17 protein-coding genes are annotated in these 16,925 nt (G+C 67.5%); 6 read left to right on the top strand and 11 right to left on the bottom strand.

Annotated elements, in window-relative coordinates; genetic code table 11:
- Window positions 1–185 precede the first annotated feature (185 nt).
- From IBL25_RS17475 to IBL25_RS17460, 4 genes are all read left to right on the top strand, one after another.
- Window positions 186–947, top strand: a complete 762-nt coding sequence (locus tag IBL25_RS17475) for a ParA family protein (RefSeq protein ID WP_187779817.1) — start codon at window positions 186–188, stop codon at window positions 945–947.
- Window positions 947–1,594 carry a hypothetical protein gene (locus tag IBL25_RS17470; protein WP_187779816.1) on the top strand — a complete coding sequence of 216 codons (648 nt, stop codon included), beginning with the start codon at window positions 947–949 and terminating at the stop codon, window positions 1,592–1,594. The genes IBL25_RS17475 and IBL25_RS17470 overlap by 1 nt, the downstream gene beginning before the upstream one ends.
- Window positions 1,595–1,874: 280 nt before the next feature.
- The gene (locus tag IBL25_RS17465; RefSeq protein WP_187779815.1) at window positions 1,875–3,050 is read left to right on the top strand and encodes a lactonase family protein; all 1,176 of its coding nucleotides are present in this window, start codon (window positions 1,875–1,877) and stop codon (window positions 3,048–3,050) included.
- A gap of 101 nt (window positions 3,051–3,151) precedes the next feature.
- Window positions 3,152–4,570, top strand: a complete 1,419-nt coding sequence (locus tag IBL25_RS17460) for a DUF4403 family protein (protein ID WP_238940506.1) — start codon at window positions 3,152–3,154, stop codon at window positions 4,568–4,570.
- An 8-nt stretch (window positions 4,571–4,578) separates the two neighbouring features.
- On the opposite strand, the gene IBL25_RS17455 is transcribed toward IBL25_RS17460, so the two are convergent.
- Complete coding sequence (locus IBL25_RS17455; RefSeq protein WP_187779813.1) at window positions 4,579–5,589, bottom strand: aldo/keto reductase; 1,011 nt, start codon at window positions 5,587–5,589, stop codon at window positions 4,579–4,581.
- A gap of 190 nt (window positions 5,590–5,779) precedes the next feature.
- Here IBL25_RS17455 and IBL25_RS17450 point away from each other — a divergent pair, with 190 nt between their 5' ends.
- A complete protein-coding gene (locus IBL25_RS17450; protein WP_187779812.1) occupies window positions 5,780–6,112 on the top strand; it encodes a DHCW motif cupin fold protein in 333 nt (110 codons plus the stop codon).
- Window positions 6,113–6,126: 14 nt separating this feature from the next.
- Here IBL25_RS17450 and glpK read toward each other — a convergent pair whose 3' ends face one another.
- The 8 genes from glpK to nikA form a co-directional block, all read right to left on the bottom strand.
- A complete protein-coding gene (gene glpK / locus IBL25_RS17445; RefSeq protein WP_187779811.1) occupies window positions 6,127–7,614 on the bottom strand; it encodes a glycerol kinase GlpK in 1,488 nt (495 codons plus the stop codon).
- Between the two features lie 64 nt (window positions 7,615–7,678).
- A complete protein-coding gene (glpD, locus tag IBL25_RS17440; protein WP_187779810.1) occupies window positions 7,679–9,211 on the bottom strand; it encodes a glycerol-3-phosphate dehydrogenase in 1,533 nt (510 codons plus the stop codon).
- Between the two features lie 72 nt (window positions 9,212–9,283).
- Complete coding sequence (locus IBL25_RS17435) at window positions 9,284–10,090, bottom strand: DeoR/GlpR family DNA-binding transcription regulator (protein ID WP_187779809.1); 807 nt, start codon at window positions 10,088–10,090, stop codon at window positions 9,284–9,286.
- Window positions 10,091–10,176: 86 nt separating this feature from the next.
- A complete protein-coding gene (locus IBL25_RS17430) occupies window positions 10,177–10,980 on the bottom strand; it encodes an ABC transporter ATP-binding protein (protein WP_187779808.1) in 804 nt (267 codons plus the stop codon).
- A complete protein-coding gene (locus IBL25_RS17425) occupies window positions 10,977–11,738 on the bottom strand; it encodes an ATP-binding cassette domain-containing protein (protein ID WP_238940505.1) in 762 nt (253 codons plus the stop codon). Before IBL25_RS17425 ends, IBL25_RS17430 begins: the two co-directional genes overlap by 4 nt.
- Window positions 11,735–12,550, bottom strand: coding sequence for a nickel ABC transporter permease subunit NikC (nikC, locus tag IBL25_RS17420; protein WP_187779807.1), 816 nt, complete (start codon window positions 12,548–12,550; stop codon window positions 11,735–11,737). The genes IBL25_RS17425 and nikC overlap by 4 nt, the downstream gene beginning before the upstream one ends.
- A complete protein-coding gene (nikB, locus tag IBL25_RS17415; RefSeq protein ID WP_194433753.1) occupies window positions 12,547–13,527 on the bottom strand; it encodes a nickel ABC transporter permease subunit NikB in 981 nt (326 codons plus the stop codon). Before nikB ends, nikC begins: the two co-directional genes overlap by 4 nt.
- Entirely contained in the window at window positions 13,493–15,049 is a 1,557-nt protein-coding gene (nikA, locus tag IBL25_RS17410) for a nickel ABC transporter substrate-binding protein (protein WP_187779806.1), read from the bottom strand. Before nikA ends, nikB begins: the two co-directional genes overlap by 35 nt.
- 104 nt (window positions 15,050–15,153) lie before the next feature.
- On the opposite strand from nikA, the gene nikR reads away from it, so the two are divergent.
- Window positions 15,154–15,561: a nickel-responsive transcriptional regulator NikR gene (gene nikR / locus IBL25_RS17405; protein ID WP_187779805.1), complete on the top strand. Its 408-nt coding sequence runs from the start codon at window positions 15,154–15,156 to the stop codon at window positions 15,559–15,561.
- A gap of 16 nt (window positions 15,562–15,577) precedes the next feature.
- On the opposite strand, the gene IBL25_RS17400 is transcribed toward nikR, so the two are convergent.
- Together IBL25_RS17400 and IBL25_RS17395 are read right to left on the bottom strand one after the other, a co-directional pair.
- Window positions 15,578–15,958 carry a VOC family protein gene (locus IBL25_RS17400; RefSeq protein WP_187779804.1) on the bottom strand — a complete coding sequence of 127 codons (381 nt, stop codon included), beginning with the start codon at window positions 15,956–15,958 and terminating at the stop codon, window positions 15,578–15,580.
- Window positions 15,959–16,046: 88 nt separating this feature from the next.
- Complete coding sequence (locus IBL25_RS17395) at window positions 16,047–16,802, bottom strand: 2-keto-4-pentenoate hydratase (RefSeq protein WP_187779803.1); 756 nt, start codon at window positions 16,800–16,802, stop codon at window positions 16,047–16,049.
- Window positions 16,803–16,925 lie beyond the last annotated feature (123 nt).

The raw sequence follows: 16,925 nt of genomic DNA, 5'->3' as shown, positions 1-16,925 counted from the left end.
CATCCTCTGCCTCGCAGCCGCCGCCGTTTGGATCAAGATCTAACAGGCCCTGAATCATGTCGCTCCTTATCGGCAACTCCAACCTCTAACCGCGTTAGAGGTTCATCATCTCCGTAGGGATTGTTGCTGAAGGTCCCTGAAGCACGTATTCCCTACGACGTTCAGGGAATCACGGCGGTTAGATTATGAGTAAACCCAGAAAGCCTACGGCACCCAATAAACGAGCTGCCACGAATGCCGTCGAGCGCAATCGTGGCGCTGGACCAGCCCCTCGGTGGATCTCGATCCAGTCTCCCAAGGGAGGAGTAGGAAAGACCACCCTCGCCCTTAATCTAGCCGAACTCGCTGCTCGCGACGGATTACACGTCGCTCTCCTAGACACAGATCTGCAACGAAGCCTGACTAAATGGCATCTGCGTAGGCCGGAGGAGGCGCGTCATCTGCTCCTGCTGACGCGCCCGCTTGCTGAAGTTGAGGAGGCCATTCAGGAACTCCAGCAGAAAAAGGGGCTCGATCTTGTGATCGTCGACACTCCACCTGCCGTCGAGTACGTACCGGACCAGACAAAGATACTCATGGAGCATTCGGATCTCGTACTCGTCCCCTCCACAACAGGTTCAGCAGATGTGGAGAGTGTCATCGAGTGGATGGGCCTCCTGCGCCGTAGGAACGTCCGTGCTGCCTTTGTGATCAATCGCGCGAACACTCGTGTTACCACGCGGCATGCAGATGGCGATGAAGCCGCTGTGGGCACACTAAGCTATCGTGACGCGCAGCGGCATCTCAACGCGGCGGGTTTGCTTTGTCCTGTGCCGGTGCGACAGTTCGAAGACATCAACAACTCGCACGGCTATGGAGTAGGGGTAGTGGAAGTGCGCGGAGCGAAGGGAGCCGACGACTTTGAGAGCGTGTGGCACTTTGTGCGTAATATGGCGGAGGTGCGCTAATGGCCTTCAGTAAAGCCAAACTGGCACGCCATAAAGAAGTAGCCAGATCCTCTAACAGCGATGTGGTCGACGATCCACGCGTCTCTAAAGTGGAGAATGCTGTCGGCCGTATAGAAAGCCCTGAGAAAGCCGTCGAGGAAATCACAAGCCTTTGGCGCCAAGCACAAGAGAAGTTTCTGGCGATAGGACGTTACCTCCTAAAGACCAAGGATAAATTTCCTAAAGCCTTCGAACGTGAAGTTATTGCCAAGCTTCCCTTCGGCTATAACGTTGCTCATCAGTTGATGAGCGTCGCCAGGGCCGTTGACAGCGGTGTGCTGAAGCCAAATGAGCTGCCGAGGACCTATAGCGTTGCTTACCATCTTACGACGCTAAGCAATGCTCAGCTTTTGGAGGCTCGCCGAAATGGCTTGGTCAGTCCTGACGTCAGTCGTCGGGCTATCATAGAATTCAAGAAGGCTATTGATCGCCAGAGGTTTGAAGCGCTGGGCCGGCGCGCGTTGCTCGAGCGTGAGCGTGACGAGCTGAGAGGGAAGTTGGAAAAGCTCCAGCAGCAGGCAAGCGCTATCACCAACCAGATAAAGGAGATTGAGGCAAATCTGCTTCGATATTCTGATGCCATAGTTATCGACGGCAGGCCTGATTAATAAAAAGAAATTCATTTCAATTATTATTTAGCATACAGCGTCCACGAACATAAAGTGGTTCTCTTAATGGCTTGTGCCTGTCCGTCGGACAGCACCGGCATATATCTTCCATAAAGATACGGGATCACCCTGCTACGTGCAGGCTAATGGTGACCCTGTATCGCGGTAGGATGCTGCTAAGGTACACGGCTTTCTATAAGTTCCTGGTAGCCTTCAGCCCAGTTGCAGAACATGCTCCTGTCTTGTTCTCGACCTGACCTGCGCCAGCGGAGCTGCCATTTTGCCTGAAAGAGAAGGGAAAGCTGCATTCTATGCGGCCGTAGGCGCAGAGATCATCGCCCATACGGTGGACGCAGCAGAATTGACGCTTGAGCGCCTGTCTAGCGTCATGGTTCCGGAAGCGGTGCAGTATGCCTATCCGCATCCCCGCCTTCCGCTGCTGTACGTTGGCTTCAGCAATCGCCCCACGTCGCCACGTGATGACCGGCATGGCGTACAGGTCTACCGGATAAACCGTCTGACAGGCGCGCTTTCGCCGATTGGCACGCCGGTCTTCCTGGCAAGTAGACCTATCCATTTGACAGTGGATCCCACAGGGCATTTTTTGCTTGTTGTCTACAACACGCCCTCCGCCCTTACTGTCCACAGGCTGGCAAAGGACGGCACCATTGGCGGTGAGGTGCAGCAAGCGGTGCCGGTGGATGCTGGCATCTATGCTCATCAGGTGCGCGTGGCACCGTCCGGCCGCCTGGTGGTGCTTTCCGCGCGCGGCAATGATGCCGGTGCGGACATCGCAGGAGACCCTGGCGCGCTGCGCGTCTTCCGCTTCCAAGATGGTCAGCTGTCGCCGCTGGCCATGGTGACGGAAGGCGGTGGTCTGGAATTCGGGCCACGCCACGTGGATTTTCATCCAGATCGGCCATGGCTCTATGTCTCAATGGAGCGGAGCAACCAGCTCCTGACCTACCATGTGGGCGAGGAAGGTATTTCACCCCGGCCACTCTTTGTCCGAGACACCGCGCTGCAGTGGGCCCGCAGCAAAGCTCCGACACAGTATCTTGGCCCAATACATCTGCATCCAGATGGACGGCACCTCTATCTTGTGAACCGCTCCGACAGCACACGCGACTTCGGCACCGACAAGGTGCATGCAGAAGGTGAGAACACCGTTGCCTGCTTCACCCTGGACCTCACCTCCGGAGAGCCGAAGCTGGTCCAGACAATCGATACCCAGAGCTTCCATTGCCGCACCTTTGCCATTCACCCACAAGGCCGCATGCTGGTCACGGCCGCCGTGGCGCCCCTGGCGGTACAGGAAGGGGAGGGGAGCCGCCTTGTCCCGGCAGGGCTAACCGTCTTCCGGGTGGAGGAGGACGGCACACTGAGCTTCGCACGCAAGTACGATATGGAAACCAGCGGGCGCCCCCTCTTCTGGTGCGGGATGGCCAGCCTTTAGCGGTGGGTGCATGCTGGGCGTCCCGCCGCTAATCTGGCCTCATGATGGAGGCTCGGGTTCGGCGCCGGTGGCTAGCATGGGGTTTGACAGCGGGACTGCTGATGGCAGCGGCTGCCGGCGGCGTGATCTGGCTGGAGGGAAGAGAAAGCCTGCTTTCCAGTGAGCCGCCCCGGCGAGCGGCCACGCTCAGGCTGCCAGACCAGGAAAGTGCCGTAGCCCTTGGCCTGCGCCTCCCGCTGGAGCTGCTGCGGCAAGCGGCGGAGCGCACCATACCCGCCACCTTCCGCCAGGTCAGCGACGAAGGGGCGGAAACCCGCTACGACCTCACCATCCGGCGCACCAGCGGCATCTCGCTCTCAGAGGTTAATGGCCGGCTGCGCGCCACGGTAGCCCTCGCCCTGGATGGCACCGTCGGCCTCGCCGGCGGGTTGGCGAGCCTGCTGGCGCTGGATGCCAAGGCTGTCGAGGCCGCCGCCGAAGCGCAGGTGGATTTCACCATTGGCCTGGATGATGGCTGGTGCCCGGTGACACAGGTGGCTGTTACCTACCGCTGGACCCGCACGCCTCGCCTCGAAATCATCGGTGGCATCTGGATCGGCATTGAGGAGCGGGTGAGGGCACAGGTGGAGGATGCTCTGCGCGGCCTGCCGGAGCAGCTCAAGACCCTGCTGCCCTGTAGCGAAGTGCGGGAACAGGCCCTGGCGCTCTGGCAGCCTCGCAGCATCAAGGTGCAGCTGCCGGCGGCGCCGCCGCTGTATGTCAGCTTGCACCCACAGTCCGTGGGCTTGTCGGAACTGCTGGTGGAACCACGCGACCTGCGGCTGGTGCTGGGCCTGCGGGCACGCACCAGCATCTCCTCCACGTCGCCAGGGCCCTTGCCGGCCACCTTCCTGCCGCCACTGCATCCGCTGCCTCCAGGGGCCGCAGAGCGCAGCGGCCTGCTACGGCTCTCCATCCCCGTGCGTGCCGGCTATGACATGATCCGCGACTGGCTGATGCAGGAATTCGGCCGCCGCGACATTCCCGTGGAGACGCCGCTCGGTCCGGTGACACTGCGGGTACGCGAGATCTTCATCTACCCCAGCGCCCCCGCTATCGCCCTGGCCGTGACCTTCGATGCCGATCTGCCCGGGCACTGGCCGGATACGAAGGGTCGGGTGGTCTTCTCCGCCCGCCCGGTGTTGAGTCCTGACGGACGCAGTGTCCGGCTGACAGATCTGCAATTCACCCGCAGCCTCGACAGTGTCCTGTGGTCAGCGGCCAGCATCGCCTTCGAGCAGCAGATCCGGGGCTGGCTCAGCGATATCGCCGTCTACGACATGAAGGACATCATGGACGACGCCATGGCGGAGCTGCGCCGGCGGCTTTCCGACCCTTCCTTTACCGGTGGGCTGCGCGTCGCCCTGACGCGGCCCAGCCTGCGGCTGCAGCAGGTGGTGCCGGAGAACGACGCGCTGACCATCCTTGGTGCCGCGGAAGCCGGCGTCGAAGCGGAAATCACCGCGCTGCCGCTGCCCTGAAGCCTGGCTCAGCCTGAGCGCGGCACGCGGCCTTCCAGCGGATAAGCAGGGTCGTTATAGCCCGGCGTGGAAGGATGTCCGGCGGGCACGAGGGAGTCCACCAGCGCCTCATCCTCAGCGGTGAAGCGGTAGGAGAGGGCGCCAAGGTAATCCTCCCATTGCGCCTCCGTGCGCGGCCCGGCGATGGGTGCGGTGACGAGGCGATTGTTCAGCACCCAGGCCACGGCGAACTGCCCGGCGGTGATGCCACGCTCCTCTGCATGGGCGCGCAGCCTCCGCGCGATCGTCAGGCTCTCCGGCCGCCACTCCGTTTCCATGATGCGCTTGTCGGCGCGGCCGGCGCGGGTATCGGCGGGCGGCGGCGCCTGCGTGTCGTACTTGCCCGTCAGCACGCCGCGGGCCAATGGGCTGTAAGGCACTACGCCAAGGCCGAAATACCCGCAGGCTGGCAGGTGCTCGACCTCCGGCATGCGGTTCAAGGCATTGTAGTAGGGCTGGCTGACCACCGGCCGGTCGATGCCGATCTCATCGCACAGCCGGCAGATCTCCGCGATACGCCAGGCGCGGTGGTTGGAGACGCCGAAATGACGAATCTTGCCGGCACGCACCAGGTCCGCCATGGCGCGCACCGTTTCGGCCAGGGGCGTGCCGTGATCTTCCTTGTGCAGGTACAGGATATCGATGCTCTCGGTGCCAAGGCGCCGCAGGCTGTCCTCCACGGCCGTCAGGCAATGACGGCGGGACAGGCCGCGATCATTGGGGCCGTCCCCGGCCGGATTGGCCAGCTTGGTCGCCAGCACCCAATGGCCGCGCCGGGCCCGGATGGCGCGACCCGTCACTTCCTCCGACGCGCCGCCATTATAGACATTGGCGGTGTCGATGAAGTTGATGCCGTGGTCACGCGCATGATCGATGATGCGTGCCGAGGTCGGTTCATCCGTCGCGCCCCCGAACATCATGGTGCCGAGGCAAAGGGGAGAGACCTTGAGGCCGTTCCGGCCAAGGTTGCGGTATTCCATGGACGTACCCCGATGCTGATGGGCCGCGAGGCAGCATTGGCCACCGGCCGGTTCTTATGAACGAAGCGGGCAACATGGTGCCTGCGGCCGGCGGCGCCGTCGAGGCTCTCTCGCCCAGCCGGGAAAGCACGGTTGCGCGCCATGGCGGCTCCGCGCAAGCTGCCGCCGCGTATTCCGGAGATTGCCTGTCATGAAGCTGCCCGCCCTGCCGTTCCACGCCATGCACTGGGACGCCCTGCCTGCCACCGAGCACAAGGGAGAGAAAGGGATGGCGCTGTGGCGCACCATGACCAATGGCGATGTCCGGATGCGCGTGGTGGAATATTCGCCCGGCTACCTGGCCGACCATTGGTGCGACCGCGGCCATATCCTCTATGTGCTGGAGGGCGAGCTGAAGACGGAACTGAAGGACGGGCGCGAATTCACCTTCGGCCCAGGCCAGGGCTACACTGTCTCGGATTTCGGCGATGCCGCGCACCGCTCCTCCACCGAGAGCGGCGCGCGCCTCTTCATCGTTGACTGACCGTTCGGTCAGCTTCAGGCAGGCTGGCTGAGCGCCCGCCGCAGGGCATCGTGCCAGCCGGCGATCATTCGCTGCCGCTGCGCGCCTTCCATGCGCGGCAGGAAGCGCCGTTCCAGCGACCAGTTGCCGGCCAGCGCCGCCATGCCCGGCCAGACACCTGTCGCCAACCCTGCCAGGAAGGCGGCGCCCAGGGCGGTGGTTTCCAGCACGGGCGGGCGTTCCACCGGCACGTCCAGCATGTCCGCCAGGAACTGGCAGAACCAGTCATTGGCCGCCATGCCGCCATCCACGCGCAGCGCCTGCGGCCTTCCGGCGCCGTCCTTCCGCATGGCCTCCGCCAGATCCAAGGTCTGGTAGGCCACTGATTCCAGCGCGGCACGGGCGATATGCGCCGCCGTGGCATCCAGCGTCAGGCCGCAGATCAGCCCGCGCGCCTTCGGGTCCCAATGCGGCGCGCCCAGGCCGACGAAGCCGGGCACCATATAGACACCGTGGCTGTCCGGGATGCGCGTGGCCATGTCGTCGGTCTGGGAGGCATGGGTGATCAGCCCCAGCCCGTCCCGCAGCCACTTGATGGCGGCGCCGGCGACGAAGATGGCGCCTTCCGCCGCATAAGTGGTCTGGCCCCCAAGGCGGTAGGCCGTGGTTGCCAGGAGCCGGTGCTGAGAGCGCGGCGGCGTGCCGCCGGTATTCATCAGGGCGAAGCAGCCAGTGCCGTAGGTGGCCTTCACCATCCCGGGCTCGCAGCAGAGCTGGCCGAAGAGCGCCGCCTGCTGGTCCCCCGCCATGCCGGCAATGGGAATGGCGGTGCCGAAATGCTTCGGGTCCGTCTCGCCGAACAGGTGGCTGTTGTCATGCACCGCCGGCAACATCGCCGCGGGAATGCGGAAGAGGGCCAGCAGCTCCTCATCCCAGCATTGCCGGTGGATGTCGAACAGCAGGGTGCGGGACGCATTGGTCGCATCCGTCGCATGCACCTTGCCGCCGGTCAGGCGCCAGAGCAGGAAGCTGTCCACCGTGCCGAAGGCCAGTTCCCCACGCTCGGCCCGGGCCCTGGCGCCAGCCACGTTGTCCAGGATCCAGGCCAGCTTGGTGGCGGAGAAATAGGGGTCCAGCAGCAGCCCGGTGCGCGCCTGCACCAGCGGCTCCGCACCCTCCTGCCGCAGCCGCGCGCATTCCGCCGCCGTGCGGCGGTCCTGCCAGACGATGGCGCGGTGGATGGGCTGGCCGCTCGCGCGGTCCCAGACCACCACCGTCTCCCGCTGGTTGGTGATGCCAATGGCGGCAACGGGCAGGGCGGCCTTCTCCAGCGCTTCCCGCGCCGTGGCCAGGGTGTCGCGCCAGATGTCCTCGGGGTCGTGCTCCACCCAGCCATGGTCCGGGTAGTGCTGCGGGAATTCCCTGCGCGCCGAGGCGACTTCACGCCCGGCGGCATCGAAGACGATGCTGCGGGTCGAGGTCGTGCCCTGGTCGATCGCCAGAACATGGCGCGGCTCAGCCATGCCGGCACGCCGCCGCTTGAGTTTCGACCGGCATGTCTTTCCTCCCTTTTCCTGGCGCGGCGGCTCAGCCCGCCGCAGCCATCCTGCGCGGCTCGACTTCCGCCAGATAGTCCCGCAGCCGTTCCTCCGTGCCAGCCGGCACATGCAGGCCGAGCTTGGAACGGCGCCAAAGGATATCCTCCGCCGCCACCGCCCACTCTCTGCGCATCAGGTAATCCACCTCGGCACGGGTCAGGCCACCACCGAAGTCCTCGCCCAGGTCGGCCATGGCGCGGGCACCGCACAGCAGGTCATCGGTGCGGGTGCCATAGGCGCGGGCGAGGCGGCGGGCCAGGTCCTCCGGCAGGAAGGGCGCGCGCTGCCGCAGCCCGAGGAGGAAGCGGTCGAAATCGGCATCCGGCATGTCGCCGCCGGGCAGGGGGGCACCCGCCGTCCAGGATGTGGCGGGCATGCCGAGATGCGGCTGCAGCTTCTCCAGCGCATGTTCCGCCAGCCGGCGGTAGGTGGTGATCTTGCCGCCATAGATCGAGAGCAGCGGGGCACCGCCGGCAGGCGCATCGACATTCAGGACATAGTCGCGCGTCACCGCGGAATCGCTCTTGGCCGCGTTGTCATAGAGCGGGCGGACACCGGCATAGCTCCAGACCGCGTCCTCCGGCCGGACCTGCCGGCTGAAGTAGCGGTTGACGCTGTCGCAGAGGTAGCTCGTTTCCTCGGGCGAGATCGCCACCCTGCCCGGTGCCTGCTTCCAGGCCACGTCGGTGGTGCCGATCAGCGTGAAGTCCCGCTCATAGGGGATGGCGAAGACGATGCGCTTGTCGGGGTTCTGCAGGATATAGGCGTGGTCGCCCTCATAAAGGCGCGGCACCACCAGATGGCTGCCCTTGACCAGCCGCACGGTGGCCTCGCCCTGGATGCCGAGGCCCTGGCCCAGCACCTGCCCGACCCAGGGGCCCGCCGCATTGACGATGGCGCGCGCCGTCACCGCCTGCCGCTCGCCGCTGCCCAGGTCCTGCACCGTGGCATGCCAGAGCGCGCCCTGCCGCCGCGCATCCAAGAAGCGGGTGCGGGTGCGGATGGTGGCGCCGCGCTCCGCCGCATCCATGGCGTTCAGCACCACCAGGCGGCTGTCCTCCACCCAGCAGTCGGAATAGATGAAGCCCCTGCCGATACCCGGGCGCAGCGCGGAACCGAAGCGTCCGTCGGGGAAAGCGACGCCTTCCGAACCGGGCAGGCGCCGGCGGCCACCCAGATGGTCGTAAAGGAACAGGCCGAGCCGGACCATCCAGGCCGGGCGCACCGCATTCTCGTGCGGCAGCACGAAGCGCAGCGGCCAGATGATGTGCGGGGCCATGGCCAGCAGCCGCTCCCGCTCCATCAGTGCCTCACGCACCAGCCGGAACTCGTAATACTCGAGGTAGCGCAGCCCGCCATGGATCAGCTTGGTGCTGGCGGAGGAGGTGTGCTGCGCCAGGTCCTCCTGCTCCACCAGCAGGACGCGCAGGCCGCGCCCGGCGGCATCCCGCGCGATGCCCGCGCCATTGATGCCGCCACCGATGATCAGGAGGTCGAAAGGCTGGTTCTGGTCCGCCGGCATCACGTCTTCCGCGCTTCTGGATCTGGAGGGGAGCATAAGCTGGTGCCTCGCCCTCGTTTTCGCAAGCGAAAATTAGATGTTCGTTTTATTATCCAGGGCCAAGGCCGGCGCCTCGGCGATATGCAGCCGGATGCCGTGTTCCGACAGCAGTTGGCGGATGGCCGGCGGCGGAGGCCGGTCGGTGAAAAGGGCGGAGATTTCCGAGAGATGCCCCAGCCGCACCAGCGGTCGCCGGCCGAACTTGGCATGCGTCACCACCAGGAAGACCTGCCGGGAGTTGCGCATGATGGTGCGCGCCGCCCGCACCTCGTCGTAGTCGAAGTCCAGCAGCGAGCCGTCCTCGTCGATGCCGCTGATGCCGATGATGCCATAGTCGGCGCGGAACTCGCCCAGCATGTCGCAGACCGACTGGCCCGTGATGCCGCCGTCATGGCTGCGCACGGCGCCGCCGGCGATGATGACCTGAAAGCGGGTCTCCCGCGCCAGCAGGGTGGCGACATTCAGGTTGTTGGTGATGACGCGCAGGTCTTCATGGCCGGTCAGCGCGCGCGCCACGGCCTCGGTGGTTGTGCCGATATTGATGAAGAGGGAGGAGCGGTTGGGGATCTCGGCCGCCACCAGCGCGGCGATGGCGGTCTTCTCCGGCAGGTTCAACACCTGCCGCTCGGTATAGGCGATATTCTCGACGCTGGAGACCAGGCCGGCGCCGCCGTGGTGGCGCGTCACCAGCCCTTCCTCCGCCAGGAAGTTCACATCGCGCCGGATGGTCTGGACGGTGACGCCGAGTTGCCGCGCCAGTTCGTCATTGGATGCGTAACCGCGCTGACGGATCAGCGACAGGATGTGCTGGTGCCTCGCCTCAACCTTGCTGCCCGACATACGCCCTGCCGATCCTCCCTGGCTGGTCAGCCTAGCAGCATCGCCACGCCATCGGTAGCGAAGCAAGAAAAGCGCGGAAACGAACCTCAGGCATCGACCGTCTGCCGAAGCGGTAGCCGGGGCCGCGCAGGCAGAACGGCGGCACGCAGCGCCGCCAGCGCTGGTGGCACGGGGCCTGAGCCGAAGGGCTCCGCCACCTCGACCGGCTGCCCGTCCTGCATGACGTAGCAGCGCTGCGCGAAGCCGCGCACCAGCCGCAGGTCATGGGTGATGAAGAGGAAGGCCACCCTGGTACTGGCGCGCAGCTCCGTCAGCAGGCGAAGGATATGCGCCTGGGTCTCCAGGTCCAGGCTGCTGACCGCCTCGTCCAACAGCACCAGCCGGGGGCGGGGTGCCAGGGCGCGGGCGATGCAGAGCCGCTGCAATTGCCCGCCACTGAAGCGATGCGCCAGCCGGCCCAGCTCCGCCGGGTCCAGCCCCACTGAGGCGGTCAGCTCTTCCACCCTTGCCCGCAGCGGCGCGCCACCCAGGCCGGCGTAACGCAGCGGCTCCGCCACCACCTCGAAGGCGTTGAAGCGCGGGCTGGTGGCGCCATAGGGGTCCTGGAACACCGCCTGTATGGCGCGGCGCGTCTGGGCCCGCATGCGCCCACGCGCATCCAGCAGGGGCTGCCCCTCGAAGAGCACCTCGCCGGCATCCGGCGTCTCCAGCCCCAGCAACAGCCGCCCCAGGGTGCTCTTGCCGGAACCACTGGGGCCCAGCAGCGCCACGCATTCCCCCGCGCCGATGTGCAGCGTGGCATCGCGCAGCACCGGCAGGGGCGGCTGGCGCCGGAAAGGGCCGCCACGGCGATAGGCCTTCCAGAGCCCGCGTATCTCCAGCAGGCTCACGGCAGTGCCTCCCCGTAAAGTGCCAGGTGCTGGCGCAGCAGCGCGCGGCTGGCGGAATGGCTGGGGCCGCCGAAGAAGGCCGCCACCGGCCCTTGTTCCACGATGCCCCCGGCCTGCATCACCGCTACCGTGTCGGCGAGGCGGGCGACCACCGAAAGGTCATGCGTCACCAGCAGCACACCCAGGCCGCGCTGTGCGGCAAGCCGTTCCAGCAGGTCCAGCATGGCGGCCTGGGCGACCAGATCCAGTTCGGCGGTGGGCTCGTCGGCCAGCAGGAAGTCCGGGTCGCGCGCCAGGGCCAGGGCCAGCATCACCCGCTGGAGCATCCCGCCGCTGAGCTGAAACGGATAAGCCCGCAACAGGGATGCCGGGTCGTCAAAGCCGACTTCCACCAACAGGGCGGCGGCGCGGCCAGGGGCGGCGCCACGCCCCAGGGTTTCTGCGAAGTGCCGCCCGATGGTCAGGATGGGGTTGAAGCAGGCGCGGGGCGACTGCTGCACCAGCCCCACGACGCGGCCGCGCAAACCTGCGATGCCGGCGGCATCGAGCACGCGGCCAGCATGGCGCAGCCGCCCCGCCACCTGCCGCAGCCCAGGGGGCAGCAGGCCCAGCATGGCCAGCACTGTCAGGCTCTTGCCGCCGCCACTGGCGCCCACCAGCCCCAGCACCTGACCACGTTCCAGCGCCAGGGAAACCTCCCGTACCAGCATCCGGCCACCGGCCGAGAGGCTCAGGCCCTCGATGGCCAGGGCGCTCAATGCCCGTGCTCCACCAAGCTAGGGTCCAGGCGGTCCCGCAAAGCATCGCCCAGCAGGTTGAAGGCCATCACCGTCAGCAGAATGGCGGCACCCGGCAGCAGCACCAGCATGGGCGCGGTGCGGAAGAAGGGCCGGGCATCGCTGATCATGACGCCCCATTCCGCCGCCGGCGCCGCCACGCCGAGGCCCAGGAAGGAGAGGCCGGCGACATGCAAGATCCAATGCCCCAGGTCCAGGCTGGCCAGCACCGCCACCTGTCCCGCCACGGCCGGCACCACATGCCGCCGCGCGATATCCAGCCGCGAGGCCCCCGCCACGCGTGCCGCCGCCACGTGGTCCCGCGCCCGGAGCGACAGCGCCAGCCCCCGCACCAGCCGCGCATAGAAGGCCCAGTGGGAGAGCGCGATGGCGACGATGACATTGGCCATGCCCGTGCCCAACGCGCCGATGAAGAACAGGGCCAGCACCAGCGTCGGCACCGTCATGAAGGCATCGGCCAGCCGCATCAGCACCGCGTCCACCACGCCGCCCAGCAGCCCCGCCAGGCAGCCCAGCACCGTGCCGATGGCCAGCACCAGCAGCAGGATGACGCCCACGGCCCCCAGCGAGGCCCGCGCGCCCCAGAGCAGGCGGGAAAGCAGGTCCCGCCCCAGGTGGTCGGTGCCCAGCCAATGTTCTGCGGAAGGCGGCATCAGGCGCTGCGCGAGGTCGGTCTCGGCCGGGTCGAAGGGCGCGATCCAAGGTGCCAGCGCGGCGAGGCCGAGCAGCAGCGCCACCAGCAGCAGCGCGAGACGCGGCAGCCAGCGCCTCATGCCGCCCGAGCCGCGAGACGGATGCGCGGGTCCAGCCAGGCATAGGCCAGATCCACCAGCAGGTTGCAGAGCACGAAGATGGTCGTCATGGCCAGCACGAAGCCCTGGAGCGCCGGGAAATCCCGGTTGCCGATGGCCAGCAGCGCGTAGCGGCCCAGGCCGGGCCAGGCGAAGACCATCTCCACCACCATGGCGCCGCCCAGCAGCTCGCCCAGATGCAGGCCCAGCGTCGTCAGGGGCGGGATCAGCGCATTGGGCAGCACATGGCGGGCGACCACGCCCCGCTCCGGCAGCCCGCGCGCCCGGGCAAAGACCAGATGCCGCTCCCCCAGCACGCCCAGCACGGAAGCCCGCATCAGCCGCAGCGTGACGCAGAGGGAGACGGTGGCCGTGGCGATCGCCGGCAGGATCAGGCTGGCCGGTCCCTCCCGCCCCATGGCCGGTAGCCAGCCGAGCTGCACGGAAAACAGCAGCACCAGCAGGAAGCCCAGCCAGAAATTCGGCAGCGAGACGCCCAGGAAGGCCAGCGCACGCGTCAGGTGGTCCGGCCAGCGGTCGCGGTGGAGCGCCGCCAGCAGGCCCAGCGGCAGGCCGAGCAGCAGCACCAGCGCCATCGCCGCGCCAGCCAGTTGCAGGGTGGCGGGCAGGGCCTGGAGGATATCCTCCAACACCGGCCGCCGCGTGGCCCAGGAGGTGCCGAAATCCAGCCGCGCCGCATCCGCCAGCCAGGAGAGGTATTGCACCGGCAGGGAGCGATCGAGGCCGAGCTGCTGCCGGGCCAGCGCCAGCGCCGCCTCGGTGGGCGGGACCTGGGACAGGCGAAGGTAATCCAGTGCCGGGTCGCCACGCCCCAGCCGCAGCATGGCGAAGAACACCACCGAGACCAGCAGCAGCAAGGGCAGCAGCGTCAGCACCCGGCGCAGGGCAAAGGCCAGCACGCGCTCAGCCCCGCCGGATGCGGTGGAAGGGAATTTCATCGAAGGTGCCGCCGAAGGGCACCTCGCCCAGGCCCTTGCGGTGCACCAGCTTGTTGGTGAGGAAGGAGATGGGGAAATAGACCGCCTGCTCATGCAGCGTGGCCAGCACCCATTGCTGATCCGCCTCCCGTGCCGCGGCATCCGTGGCGGCCAGCAGGGCAGTGATGCGGCGGTCGATCTCCGCCTTCATCGGCAGCCCACGCTGCGCCTGCCAGTCGGCATGGGAGGGCGCGCGCATGGCGCCGAGGAAGGCATGCGGGTCGTAGGGCGGCCCCCAGGTCTCCGTGAAGGCCAGCCCGAATTCGCCGGACCTCTGGCTGGCCTGCAATGTCGCGGCATCCGTTCCCAACAGCCGGGCGGCGATGCCGATGCGGCCCAGGTCGGACAGGATGGCCTCGGCCAAGGCCTTTTGCAGCGCGTCGCCGCCGGCGAAGCAGAGGTCCAGCGCCAGCGCCACACCCTGCTTCTGCCGTACCTTGCCGCCGGGCGGCAATCGCCAGCCGGCCTGCTCCAGCGCCGTCGCGGCTGCCGCGCGGTCAAAGGGCAGGGCGGTGAGGCCATGCGCAACCTGCGGCGTGCTAGGCGCAAAAAGGGAAGTGGCCACCGGCTCGGTGCCTTGCAGCACGTGGCGCACCAGGGCGTCGCGGTCGATGCCCTGCTGGATGGCGCGGCGCACCGCCGGGTCATCGGTGGGCGCGCGGCCGGAATTGATGGCCAGCATCCGCGTCGCCATGGGTGGGGAGATGGCGGTGGTGAAGCGCGCATCCCCGGCGAAGCGCCGGAAGGTATCGGCGTCGAGCTGGTCGGCGCCATAGGTGAGGTCGATCTCCCCCGCCTCCAGCGCCAGCGCGCGGGTATTGGCGTCGCTCACCACCTTCACCACCACCTGCCGCAGCGGTGGCTTCTCGCCCCAGTAATCCTCCCGGCGCAGGAAGACATCGCGCTCGCCGCGCCGGCTTTCGGCCAGGCGCCAGGGGCCGGTGCCGACCGGGGCGGAGACGCCGCCCTCCGGCCGCAGCACCGCCGGGGAGGCGAAGCGCAGCGGCCGCACCAGCGAGAGGTCGAAGAGCGTGGGGTCATAGGGCTGGTCCAGGCGCAGCCGCAGGGTGGCCGGGTCCGGTGCCTCGGCGGCCTCGATGCGGGACATCAGTTCCAGCCAGCCATGGCGCTCCCGGTGCCGCAGCAGGGCATCAATATTGGCCTTGGCCGCCGCCGCGTCGAAACCCGTACCATCGGAGAAGCGCACGCCGGACCGCAGGGTGAAGGTCCAGGCGCGGCCATCCTCGTCCGGTGCCCATCGCGTCGCGAGGCAGGGTTCGATGGCGCCGCCGGCGCCGTAGCGCACCAGCGGCTCATAGAGCATGGCCTGGGCATACATCTGGTTGGGGCCATAGCCATGCGGGTCCAGCGGCCCGGCATTGGATGGCCAGGAAAAGACCAGACTATCCGGCGTCCCGGCCCGGCTGACGCGGGGCAGCGTCCAGGCTAGGGTAGGGGCGCCCAGCAGGGACCGGCGCAGCATGGGCCTCTCCATTCCGGCCGGCGGCCGCGGATATGCTGTTTCCTGTGAAACATCATATTCCTGAGCCACCCGCTGTCCAGCACCGGCGGCAGAAGGACCATGGCATGCAGCGCATTACCCTGACCCTCGACGACGCGCTGCTGGCCGAGGTCGATGCGCTGGGCTACGGCAACCGCTCCGAGGCTTTCCGCGACCTGTTGCGCGCGGGCCTGCGGCAGGTGACGGAGGAAAGGGCGCAGGATGGCCCCTGCGTCGCCACTCTCGCCTATGTCTACGACCATGCGCGCCGCGACCTGTCCCGCCGGCTGACGGACAGTTTCCACGACCACCACGACCTGTCGGTGGCCACGCTGCATGTGCATCTGGACCACGATCGCTGCATGGAAGTGACCGTGCTGCGCGGCGAGGCCCCGGCGGTGCGCGCCTTCGCCGGTTCCGTCATCTCCGAGCGCGGCGTGCGGCACGGCCGGCTGATGATGATGGAGGATGGCGAGCCCCATTCCCACGAATGAGGCTCGCGCAGCGGCATCAGCCCCGCTGCAGGATCTCGACCGTCACGCCATCCGGCGCCGCCAGGAAGGCGATGCGCAGGCCGGGGCGCAGTTCCTTCGGCTCGGCGGTGAAGCGCACGCCCTTGGCCTTCAGCGCCGCCACGGCCTCGTCCATGTCATTCACCTGCAGGCCGATATGCTCCATGCCCTGGTGCGGCGGCACCGGCGCGGCCGGCGTATCGGCCGAGACCTGCTCGATGAAGATCGTGGCGCCGCCGAGGTCCAGTACCACGCGCAGGGAGGCGCCGTTGCGGATGCGGTCGCGGATGGTGGCACCGAAGGCGTCCTCGTAGAACCGGCCCGCCGCCTCGGCGTCCGGGCTGCGGAGGTGGATATGGTCGAAGCGATAATTGGCCAAGGCGTATTCTCCCTTTCTCTGGTGGCGCGATGCTAGCGGCAGGCGCGGGCGGCGCCAGGGGGCACGCGCCCGGCCAGCCGCAGCCCTGCTAAAGGACGGCGGCCTCCACGCTGCCCAGGCCGGGGAACTCGGCCAGGACGCGGGTGCCGGGCTCGACCATCAGCAGGCCGGTGCAGCTGCCGGTGGTGATGACCATGCCGGCGGTCAGCCCGCCATAGGCACGGGCGCCGGTATCGGCCAGCCATTGCAGCAGGCGCACCGGGTCGCCGGCGGTATTGCCGCCCACATGCTCCAGAACCACCTGACCGTTGAAGAGCAGCCGCACCGGCTGGTTCACCGGGTCGATGCCGCGCCAGTCCGCCAGCGCCGGGCCGACCACCAGGGCGCCGTGGTTGATCTGGTCCGCCGCATGGCTCAGCGGGTCCGTTACCTTCAGGGCGGTGAAGCGGGTATCCACCAGCTCGATCACCGGATGCAGGCTTTCCACCGCATCCAGCACCTCTTCCCGCGTGTAGGGCGCATCGCGCGGCGGCAGGTCGCGGCCGAGCAGGTAGGCGATCTCCGCCTCCACGCCGATGACATTGAAGCGGCTGGCGGAAAGTGGCTCCGGTGTCAGATGCAGGTCCACCACGTTCAACGGCGCGGCGCCGGGCTCCGCCTGCGGATTGGCGGCGCCGACCTTCCAGCCACCCACCGGGCCGCGTGCCTCGGCGACGCGCTGCTGGATGGCGGCGACCTCGGCCGCATTGGCGGGGCGGGCGCCCTCCGGCAGGGATTCGATCCAGGCGCGTTCCCGCCGGGCGCGCAGCAGCGCCTCCGCGGCGGCGGCGATGTCGGTGGCCATGGTGCGATTCCTCCGGTTGGCACAAGTCTGCCCTTGTGCCGTGGCGCCGCGCTTCCGGCCAGCCCCGCCCCGTCAGATCGCGAAGTTGAGGGCTTCTGGGGTGGGTCGTTGCAGGCCCTTCGC

The organism is Pseudoroseomonas ludipueritiae, assembly GCF_014490445.1.
Lineage (GTDB): Bacteria > Pseudomonadota > Alphaproteobacteria > Acetobacterales > Acetobacteraceae > Pseudoroseomonas > Pseudoroseomonas ludipueritiae.
This window is presented reverse-complemented; position numbering and strand designations above follow the sequence as displayed.

What these genes read in the sequence shown, in the direction of transcription:
- IBL25_RS17475 (WP_187779817.1), top strand. Translation starts at nt 186, where the DNA reads ATGAGTAAACCCAGAAAGCCTACGGCACCCAATAAACGAGCTGCCACG.
- IBL25_RS17470 (WP_187779816.1), top strand. Translation starts at nt 947, where the DNA reads ATGGCCTTCAGTAAAGCCAAACTGGCACGCCATAAAGAAGTAGCCAGA.
- IBL25_RS17460 (WP_238940506.1), top strand. Translation starts at nt 3,152, where the DNA reads ATGGCAGCGGCTGCCGGCGGCGTGATCTGGCTGGAGGGAAGAGAAAGC.
- IBL25_RS17455 (WP_187779813.1), bottom strand. Translation starts at nt 5,589, where the DNA reads ATGGAATACCGCAACCTTGGCCGGAACGGCCTCAAGGTCTCTCCCCTT.
- IBL25_RS17450 (WP_187779812.1), top strand. Translation starts at nt 5,780, where the DNA reads ATGAAGCTGCCCGCCCTGCCGTTCCACGCCATGCACTGGGACGCCCTG.
- glpK (WP_187779811.1), bottom strand. Translation starts at nt 7,614, where the DNA reads ATGGCTGAGCCGCGCCATGTTCTGGCGATCGACCAGGGCACGACCTCG.
- glpD (WP_187779810.1), bottom strand. Translation starts at nt 9,211, where the DNA reads ATGCCGGCGGACCAGAACCAGCCTTTCGACCTCCTGATCATCGGTGGC.
- IBL25_RS17435 (WP_187779809.1), bottom strand. Translation starts at nt 10,090, where the DNA reads ATGTCGGGCAGCAAGGTTGAGGCGAGGCACCAGCACATCCTGTCGCTG.
- nikC (WP_187779807.1), bottom strand. Translation starts at nt 12,550, where the DNA reads ATGAGGCGCTGGCTGCCGCGTCTCGCGCTGCTGCTGGTGGCGCTGCTG.
- nikB (WP_194433753.1), bottom strand. Translation starts at nt 13,527, where the DNA reads ATGAAATTCCCTTCCACCGCATCCGGCGGGGCTGAGCGCGTGCTGGCC.
- nikA (WP_187779806.1), bottom strand. Translation starts at nt 15,049, where the DNA reads ATGCTGCGCCGGTCCCTGCTGGGCGCCCCTACCCTAGCCTGGACGCTG.
- nikR (WP_187779805.1), top strand. Translation starts at nt 15,154, where the DNA reads ATGCAGCGCATTACCCTGACCCTCGACGACGCGCTGCTGGCCGAGGTC.
- IBL25_RS17395 (WP_187779803.1), bottom strand. Translation starts at nt 16,802, where the DNA reads ATGGCCACCGACATCGCCGCCGCCGCGGAGGCGCTGCTGCGCGCCCGG.